General features: G+C 44.5%; 7 protein-coding genes. 3 read left to right on the top strand and 4 right to left on the bottom strand.

Features of this window, described 5'->3' with window-relative positions; genetic code table 11:
- Positions 1-36: 36 nt before the first annotated feature.
- Positions 37-1,299: a 4-aminobutyrate--2-oxoglutarate transaminase gene (gene gabT / locus PENNN9_RS10885; RefSeq protein ID WP_058369700.1), complete on the bottom strand. Its 1,263-nt coding sequence runs from the start codon at positions 1,297-1,299 to the stop codon at positions 37-39.
- Between the two features lie 223 nt (positions 1,300-1,522).
- Positions 1,523-2,998, bottom strand: coding sequence for an NAD-dependent succinate-semialdehyde dehydrogenase (locus tag PENNN9_RS10880; protein ID WP_058369699.1), 1,476 nt, complete (start codon positions 2,996-2,998; stop codon positions 1,523-1,525).
- A gap of 273 nt (positions 2,999-3,271) precedes the next feature.
- On the opposite strand from PENNN9_RS10880, the gene PENNN9_RS10875 reads away from it, so the two are divergent.
- Positions 3,272-4,042, top strand: coding sequence for an IclR family transcriptional regulator (locus tag PENNN9_RS10875; protein WP_058369698.1), 771 nt, complete (start codon positions 3,272-3,274; stop codon positions 4,040-4,042).
- 18 nt (positions 4,043-4,060) lie between these two features.
- On the opposite strand, the gene PENNN9_RS10870 is transcribed toward PENNN9_RS10875, so the two are convergent.
- Positions 4,061-5,299 (bottom strand): CaiB/BaiF CoA transferase family protein, encoded by a 1,239-nt coding sequence (locus tag PENNN9_RS10870; protein ID WP_058369697.1) that lies wholly within the window; start codon positions 5,297-5,299, stop codon positions 4,061-4,063.
- Between the two features lie 200 nt (positions 5,300-5,499).
- The gene (locus PENNN9_RS10865; protein WP_058369696.1) at positions 5,500-6,702 is read right to left on the bottom strand and encodes an acyl-CoA dehydrogenase; all 1,203 of its coding nucleotides are present in this window, start codon (positions 6,700-6,702) and stop codon (positions 5,500-5,502) included.
- 201 nt (positions 6,703-6,903) lie between these two features.
- Between PENNN9_RS10865 and PENNN9_RS10860 the strand changes: the two genes are divergently transcribed.
- Positions 6,904-7,731, top strand: a complete 828-nt coding sequence (locus tag PENNN9_RS10860; protein ID WP_058369695.1) for an IclR family transcriptional regulator — start codon at positions 6,904-6,906, stop codon at positions 7,729-7,731.
- Positions 7,732-8,083: 352 nt separating this feature from the next.
- On the top strand, positions 8,084-9,811 hold the full coding sequence (locus PENNN9_RS10855; RefSeq protein WP_227511805.1) for an FMN-binding glutamate synthase family protein: 1,728 nt from the start codon (positions 8,084-8,086) through the stop codon (positions 9,809-9,811).
- Positions 9,812-9,836: the final 25 nt, after the last annotated feature.

Here is a 9,836-nt window from a genome sequence, read left to right as displayed (position 1 = left end):
ATGTTTTAGCACAAGGTCGCTAAAACTATACCGTAATTAAGCAGTTAAGATACCTTTAATAATATCAAGACCTTCTTGTAGTACCTCATCTTCGACAGTTAACGGTACCATGATACGAATGGCGTTACCATGCATACCACAAGACGCTAATAGTAGTCCTTGTTCAAAAGCTTTTGCTTTTAGGTTAGCTGTTGCATCCGTATCAGGCTTGCCATCACTATCGATCAACTCAAACGCTAGCATCGCGCCTTTATAGCGGATATGACCGATACTGCTTAGATTCAAGTCTTTTAGGAAATTTGCGATTTTATCGCCAATCTCAACACTACGCTCAAGTAGATTTTCTTCTTCGATGACCTCTATCACTGCCAAAGCAGCTACGCAAGCAAGCGGGTTACCAGAATACGTACCGCCCAAGCCGCCTACTTGCGGCGCATCCATGATATCGGCACGGCCAATCACAGCAGAGATAGGATAGCCACCGGCTAAGCTCTTCGCGCTAGTCATTAAGTCAGGCTCGACACCTAGCTGCTCGCACGCGAATAAAGTGCCCGTGCGCGCAAAACCGCACTGTACTTCATCAAAGATAAGAACAATGCCATGCTCATCACAAATCTCGCGCAGTGCTTTGGCAAACGATGGCGTCACTTGGTGAAAACCGCCCTCGCCTTGTACTGGCTCGATAATCATCGCTGCCACTTCGCTAGGATCGATATCCGCTTGGAAAATCATCTCAAGGCTATGCAGCGCTTGTGCTTCGGTGACGTTCAGCTCTTCTGCTGGAAACAACGCATGAAACACAGGGCCTGGCATCGGGCCAAAGCTCTTTTTGTATGGTAGGACTTTACCCGTCAAGCTCATACACATGGATGTGCGGCCATGCCAGCCACCGACAAAAGAGATGATACCCGGGCGTCCTGTTTTGGAACGAGCAATCTTGACGCAGTTTTCGACCGCTTCTGCACCAGTGGTTAAAAACAAGGCCTTTTTATCACCGCTGATAGGCGCCTTCTCACATAGCTTTTCGGCAAGATCAACATAACACTCGTAGTTCATTATCTGCGCGGCTGTATGCGTAAACTTGTCTAGTTGCTCATGGACACGCTGGGTGATTTTTGGATGGCTGTGACCAGTATTGAGTACTGAGATACCGCCTACAAAATCGATATAACGATTACCTTCAACGTCCCAAACTTCAGAATTTTTTGCTTTTTCTGCAAAAACAGGAAACGCAATACCAAGCCCTTTTGGCAACACAGCTTTACGACGCTCAAACAATGATTGATTGGTAGTAGTCATAGGAATGTCCTTTTCTTTATTTTTAACATAAGTGCCAGTTATTAAGTGGCGGTTCTTGAGTAACGATCTATCTAATAAATACTAGATACCAGAATGTATTAATTTTAATTAATACTAAAAAACTTTAAAACGTCGACCCTCAGCTTAAAATTAATCGGTAAATTATTTAAAAAGCTGAGGGTCAAAAACTAACTATCGAAAACTAAATACGCTAGACAAACTATTAACTGATATCAGAACACCAATACTTGGTCACAACATATTCTTCGATACCGTATTTAGAACCTTCACGGCCGAATCCTGACTGCTTCACGCCGCCAAATGGAGCTACTTCTGTAGAGATAAGTCCCGTATTATGACCGATGATACCGTACTCAAGACCTTCCGAGACGCGCCATGAGCGAGCATAATCTCCGCTATAGAAGTAAGCGGCCAATCCGTAAATCGTATCGTTAGCTCTACGAATCACTTCTTCTTCGTCGTTAAAGGTAAATATGGTAGCGATAGGACCAAAAATCTCTTCATGAGCAATGTCCATGTCACTATCAATATCGGTGATGACTGTTGGGTTATAGGTTAGTTCTGATGCGCTATTGGTGCTACCACCAGCAATTAGTGTCGCGCCTTTATCCAATGCATCTTTGAGTAGTGCTTGTACCTTATCTAGCGCTTTTTTGTTGATCAAAGGACCGATATCCACGCCTTCCTCTAAGCCGTTACCAACGTTTAGTTCAGCTACTTTTTTGACAAACACATCCAAAAACTCATCTTTGATGCTGTCTTGGACATACACACGGTTGGCGCACACACAGGTTTGACCAGCGTTACGATATTTAGAAGCAATCAAGCCTTCGGCTGCTTTTTCAAGATCTGCGTCATCAAAAACGATAAATGGAGCATTGCCACCCAGCTCTAATGACAGCTTTTTGATAGTTGGGGCACACTGAGCCATCAAAGTACGACCCACTTCCGTAGAACCTGTGAATGATAACTTATGAATACGAGTATCGCCTGTGAGAATGTCACCGATCGTTGATGATTTACCAGTAACGACTTGAATGACACCAGCTGGAATACCAGCCTGCTCTGCTAACGCACCTAAGGCTAGCGCAGAAAATGGGGTTTCAGTGGCAGGTTTGATAATCATCGTACAGCCTGCCGCTAATGCAGGCGCAGCTTTTCGAGTAATCATCGCTGCTGGAAAGTTCCAAGGTGTAATGGCTGCACAAACACCCACTGGCTGCTTAAGAACGACGTGACGCAGTTGGGATTGATTGGCAGGAATCACATCGCCATAAACGCGTTTGCCTTCTTCGGCAAACCAGCGAATAAAGCTATTGGCATAACCAATCTCACCGCGCGACTCGGTCAAAGGCTTGCCTTGTTCTGCGGTCATAATGATTGCAAGATCTTCTTTATTTGCATCAATGAGATCTGCCCATTTTTGTAATAATTCTGCACGTTCTTTTGGGGTTTTTGCAGCCCATGCTGTTTGTACGTCGTGCGCATAGGCGACAGCGTCATTGACGTCTTCAGTGGTAAGACTTGGAATAGTGCCAATGACGTCACCACCGAAAGGGTTGCTTACTTCAAGAGTGGCTTCATCACTAGCAGCATGCCATCCATCCTTGATCAAGCAGTGTTGCTTAAGCAGTTCTGGGTTTGACAACTGTAGAGTAGATTGTGACCGTTGTGACATTGTGACGCTCCTTGTCGATTGGACTAATGGCATATTATAAAGGTAGATAAAACGGCTATTAGTAGCTTTAATAATGAGATCGTTTTGATACGACTCTACATAAATAATTATTGATAACTGTTATAATGTTCAATATACTGAACATAGATTCTATATATGAGACATCATTATAAGAATGATGGGATCCATTTTGCAACCTTTATTCTCATTTTCATGACTATTTAACGCTTTATTTTTATTGTTTTTAATTTTACTCACCTTTATAGGCCACTTATGAGCTCAACTGCTGTTCCTGCATTAGACAAAACTTTTCAGATTCTAGATTTGATTACGGCAAGCGCTCAGCCTTTGACAGCCGCTCATATTGCTAAAGAATTAGAACTTCCTCGTAGCTCAACTCATAATATTTTGCAAAGCCTGCTTACCAAACATGTGATTTATAAAGACACTGAAAACCGTTTTCATTTAGGCTCTTATTTGATGTACTGGGCAGGTAAATATGAGCAGCAACAAGGTGTGATCCAGCTATTTAAAGATTTAATCGTACAGTATCCTGCCCTACTACAGCATACCGTCACGCTATCTAAACTGGACTTAGGAGAAGTGGTATTTTTGGCCTGTCATGAAGCCCCAGCGCCGCTCGGTTTTACCTTCCGTGCTGGGGTACGTGTGCCTGCCGTATTTTCGGCGACGGGCAAAGCCATGCTCTCAACCTTACCTATAGATACTATAGAAACAATATATGAGGGGCAATTTCCTAAACCACTAACCCCAAATGGCGTCGACAACTTTGTCAGCTTTGCCGATGAGATGGCCGCTATTCATGACAGCCGTATTTCATTAGATGATGGACAGCTACGCGAGGGTATGTATTGCTTAGGTACTTATATCCGTAATGCCTCTGGTCACGCAGTCGCTGGCATGGCTGTCAGCTTTTTGCAAATTGAATATGAAGCCAAACGCGCTGAGGTTAGCGCTGTTTTGATCGAGCTTGCCAAACAGATAGAGCAGCGCTTAGGTTTTATACCTTCACGCTCAGCCTAACTTTGTCGTCCATTTTAACTAAACAATACCGTCTGCTTTAAGTTTGGCTATCGTCTCACTATCATAACCAAGTTCTGCAAGCGTGCTATCGGTATGCTCGCTTAGTCGCGGCGGCGGTGTACGATAAGTTACCGGAGAAGCTGATAACTTAATAGGACTACCAAGCGCTCTTACCGGACTGCCTTGCGCGGCAAAATCAACTATCATCTCACGTGCTTGCGCTTGCGGCATGGCTAAAGCTTCAGCGATGTTATGGATGGCACCGCACGGAATACCCGCCTGCTCTAATGCCTCTAACCAATATACACGCGGATGCTCGGCAAACTTCTTGGCCAGCGCATTGCATAGCAGCTCACGCTCTGCTACTCGGGCAGGATTGGTCATAAAACGGCTATCGGTATGCCAATCTACGCCTAGTACATCACAAAGTTTGGCAAACTGACTGTCATTACCGCATGCTAATATAAAATGCTCTTCACCTTGACCTGCAAACACTTGATAAGGCACGATGTTAGGATGCTGGTTACCCAGTCTTGGCGGCACTTTTTCTGATGCCAAATGGTTCATACCGACGTTCGCCAGCATTGCCAGCGCACTGTCTAGCAAAGCCACATCAACATGTTGACCAAGGCCAGTATGTTGACGCGCTAATAGTGCTGCTTGAATACCGATGGTCAACTGCAAGCCTGCAAATAAATCGACGACCGCAACGCCGACCTTGTGTGGTTCACCATCGCTAGGACCGGTAATACTCATCAGCCCCGACAAGCCTTGAATAATATAATCATAACCAGGGCGCTTAGCATCCGGTCCTGTCTGACCAAATCCTGTCAATGACGCATAAATCAAGCGCGGATTGTCTTGTTTTAGGCTCTCATAGTCTAAACCATATTTTTTGAGACCTCCGACCTTAAAGTTCTCTACCACAATGTCACTATCAGCGATAAGCTGCTTAATAATAGTCTGTCCTTCTGGCGTAGTGATATCGACAGTGAGCGATTTTTTATTACGGTTAATAGTTGCGTAATAAGCAGAAGTATCATCGCTAAACTTGGGCGGTGCCCAATGACGCGTTTCATCACCGATACCGGGACGTTCAACTTTGATGACTTCTGCGCCAAGATCAGCGAGCACTTGTGTAGAAGATGGTCCGGCCAATACTCTTGATAAGTCGAGCACCTTGATGCCGTGTAATGCGCCTTTTGGAGTGTCACTATTACTTAATTGTGCATTAGAAGGTTGCGATGTTGTATTCATGATATTCCCTTACCTTTTTAGAAGCATTTAGATATTTATCATTCTAAGTGCTGATATATCTTGGCACTTTGTTATTCTAGCTTATAAAAAAACGCACGCTAATGTTAAGCGCTGTGTTAAAGGCTAAACAGTAACGTACGTTAGTCGTTAAACATCTATACTGGGTGATAATTTAATCAAACATTCTTAAATGTTTTAGATTAATAAAATGCTTGAATACCCGTTTGAGCGCGTCCTAGGATAAGAGCATGGATATCATGCGTACCTTCATAAGTATTTACTGCTTCTAGGTTCATAACGTGGCGAATAATATGGAACTCATCAGAGATACCGTTACCGCCATGCATATCACGAGCAACACGAGCGATGTCTAATGCCTTGCCGCAGTTGTTACGCTTAATGAGCGATATCATCTCAGGCGCTGCATTATGCTCATCCATCAAACGACCGACTCGTAACGCTGCTTGCAAGCCAAGGGCAATCTCAGTTTGCATATTAGCAAGTTTTAGTTGCACCAACTGCGTCGCGGCTAATGGACGGCCAAACTGTTTACGATCAAGCGTGTACTGGCGCGCGCCTTTCCAGCAAAATTCAGCTGCGCCCATAGCGCCCCATGCGATACCGTAACGGGCTTTATTTAAGCAGCCAAAAGGTCCTTTGAGTCCGCGAATGTCTGGGAAAGCATTGGCTTCTGGAACAAAGACTTTGTCCATGACAATCTCGCCAGTCACTGAAGCGCGTAGTGAAAACTTACCTTCAATCTTCGGTGCAGATAGACCTTTCATACCTTTATCTAAGATAAAACCACGAATCTTGCCTTCATCATCTTTTGCCCAAACGACGAACACATCAGCAATAGGACTATTGGTAATCCACATCTTATTGCCAGTTAGCTCATAACCGCCATCCACAGCACGCGCACGAGTTGACATAGAGGCAGGGTCTGATCCTGAATCAGGCTCGGTTAGACCAAAGCAGCCGACATACTCGCCAGAAGCCAGTTTTGGTAGATACTTCTCTCTTTGCTCTTCAGTACCATACTCATAGATAGGATGCATCACTAAGCTTGACTGCACACTCATCGCTGAACGATAACCTGAATCTACTGCTTCAACTTCTTTGGCAATAAGACCATAAGCCACACTTGACAAACCAGCACAGCCATAGCCTTCGATAGTCACCCCAAGCAGGCCCATTTCACCCATTTGACGCATGATATTACGATCAAAATTTTCGTTACGATTGGCCTCTAAAATACCAGGCATCAACTCTTTTTGAAAAAACTGATGCGAGCTATCATTGACCATACGCTCTTCATCAGTAAGCTGATCACGCAGTAAAAAAGGATCTTCCCAATCAAAACTTGGGCTGGCATTCGTTCGTAGGTTGGTAGGTGCTGACATGTCGTACTCCTTTACTTAAGACGGCTTGTAAAAAACAGTTCATTAGCTTTTTATCAAAGCTATTTATATGATCAGTTAAGTGACAAGCAAATTTTGTTTGACAACTTAGTTCCACTATGCGAAACTAAGTTTCATAATGTAAAACTATTTAAGCAAAATTTATCCCTCTTGTAAACCCTTTTGAATATATATGGTCAAAAAATGACAAAAAACCTGCCAAAACCTACGCTTTTATTAGAAAGGATGAATAATGCCCTTATTCAAAGCAAAGAGGAAGAAGACAGGCAGTTTGTCACAGCGCTTGGTCGTGGTTTGTCTTTACTTGCTGCCTTTGAACATCAAGACCAGTTAAGTCATCAGCAATTATGTCAGATGACAGCACTACCAAAAGCGACCATTACTCGGTTAATTTACACTCTAACCACGCTTGGGTTTTTGCGTATTACCGCACATGGTCAGTATGAGTTGGGTAGTAGCGCGGTACGACTGAGCGCGGCGGCATGGAGTCGTCATGATGCAGTGGCGTTTGCTGAACCTCTGCTACGTCAATTTGCAACACAAAACGAAGTGTCAGTGAACCTAGCCACAGAAATTGAAGGCGAAATGCGTTATCTCGCCTGTTGCCGTAGCCCCGCTCGCCTATCGGTCAACTTACAAGTTGGCTCGGCCGTCCCAGTAGCACGGACAGCCATTGGACGTGCCTTTTATGCAGCAAGCTTACCGACCAGACAAGCACTTATTCGCTCTCATCTACAAGATAGCTTATCCACCACAGATTACAGCCATGCGCAAACAGCATTAGATCAGTCAGCAGAATATTATCAACAGCATGGTCATACACTGTCTGATGGTGAGTACTCTCCTGATATTTTAGCGGTTGCGGTTGGGGTTTTTGATGTAGCCACCGGTCTTTATGAATATTCGTTGAATGCCAGCGTGCCGCGCGCTAACTGGAAAAGCGATGACTATGCGGCTATAATTGTGCCCAAATTGCAGGCCTTGGCTGAGAGTATTGGGAGTGGAGGTTAAGAGTCTTACTGACCAAGCGTCAAAGCATATTGAGAGAAAATACCTCTAAGGAGTTGTTACTCAATGACACCGTTGTAGTGTTATCATAAGTGTATGATATACCCGTCGAATTTATACCTATTATTGATCAAAACGTCAGTCTGGCTTTCTTGTTTATAAAAGATTTATAAAAGACTGCTGTGTGGTCATATATCAACTTATTATCGCCTTTTTAATCTTTACGTATCACTGTTGAGCCTTGCTATGCCCCAATCTCGTACCAATCTAAATCCTGAACCCAAGACCAGCTCTCCTTATTTGGTTGGTTTACTGCTGCGCTATAGCACTTTTGGTGCCGCTATTTTAATTTTTTTTGGCAGGACTATTATTAGTCAATTGGTGGCTGATTGTTATTGGCGGGTTGGCAGTAGGTCTAGGTATTTACGACCTTATTCAATCCAAGCATTCTATCTTAAACAACTATCCTGTCGCAGGTCATATCCGTTATGTACTCGAGGACTTCCGCCCTGAGATTCGACAGTATCTGTTAGAAAATGATAAAGAACAAGTACCGTTTTCGCGTCAGCAGCGCGCCCTTGTGTATCAGCGTGCCAAAAATGTCAGCGATACCAATGCTTTTGGTACATTAGATAACTTATACACGCATGGCAAAGAATGGTTTTTACAGTCGGCAGTCAGCCAGCCCTTAGAGAATAAAGACTTTCGTATCATGGTCGGTGGTGAGCGTTGTCAGCAGCCGCATGATATGTCGGTATTTAATATCTCAGCGATGAGCTTTGGAAGTTTGTCTGCCAATGCCATTATGGCGCTCAATCAGGGTGCTAAGATGGGCGGCTTTACTCATGATACGGGCGAAGGTGCGATTAGCCCGTATCACCGTAAATTCGGCGGTGATTTAATTTGGGAGCTTGGTACGGGTTATTTTGGTTGCCGTGATGAAAATGGCAACTTTGATCCACAGTCCTTTGCCGAAAAAGCAGTCGACCCACAAGTAAAAATGATTGAAATTAAACTTTCACAAGGCGCAAAACCTGGCAAAGGCGGCGTACTACCAGCAGAAAAAATCACCCAAGAGATTGCAGATACTCGTCAGGTCGCTACTGGTCAAGACTGCGTATCACCCTCTTCTCATACCGCTTTTAGTACCCCGCGTGAGCTGGTCGCGTTTTGGCAGCAATTACGTGAGTTATCAGGCGGCAAGCCCGTCGGCTTTAAGCTGTGTATTGGTCAGCCTTGGCAATTTATGGCAATCGTCAAAGCCATGATGGAGACTGACAATTACCCTGATTTTATCGTCATTGATGGTGCTGAAGGCGGTACGGGGGCGGCGCCTGTTGAGTTTATGGACAATGTCGGTATGCCAATGGTTGAAGGGTTTTTGTTGGTACATAATACTTTGGTTGGTGCAAGTATCCGTGACAAGGTTAAGCTTGGCGTTAGTGGTAAGATTGTCTCAGGCTTTGATATTGCTCGAATGATTGCTTTGGGCGCTGACTGGTGTAACTCAGCACGTGGCTTTATGTTCGCCGTCGGCTGTATTCAGTCGCGCTCCTGTCATACTAACACTTGCCCTGTAGGCGTAGCGACCCAAGACCCGTATCGTCAAAAAGCGCTGGATGTACCGAGCAAAGCCGAGCGCGTTGCAAGCTTTCATAAGAATACGCTCAAATCGCTTGCCAGCATCGTCGGTGCCGTCGGTCTGCAACATCCAAGCCAATTGCAGCCTTACCATATTGCACGCCGCCTTGATGATGGGCAAATTAAGCTGCTATCGAAGTACTTTTACTTCACGGATAAAGGTGCTTTACTCGATCACAGCGCCCGAGCAGACGTATTCAATCAGATGTGGGTAATGGCCAATCCTGATAGCTTTTTAGCCAACAACGATGCACTGATTGCTTATAACAAAGACTCGCGTGATAAAGGTAAAGAAACCAGCGCGCCTACAGAAGAAACTGTTGATAACTCAGAATATGATGAAGTCGATGGCGGTCAGCTAATTGGTAATGTAAACAATACCTTTCGCGACGTTCCAACTATAAACAATACCTTTCGCGACGTTCCAACTACTGACCATTAAAAATTAGCTAAATAGTGTTCAGCAG

The sequence above is a fragment of the Psychrobacter sp. ENNN9_III genome (genome assembly GCF_001462175.1).
In the GTDB taxonomy this organism is placed as follows: Bacteria; Pseudomonadota; Gammaproteobacteria; order Pseudomonadales; family Moraxellaceae; genus Psychrobacter.
The sequence above is the reverse complement of the archived record's forward strand: the minus strand, read 5'-3'. Positions and strand labels throughout refer to the sequence as shown.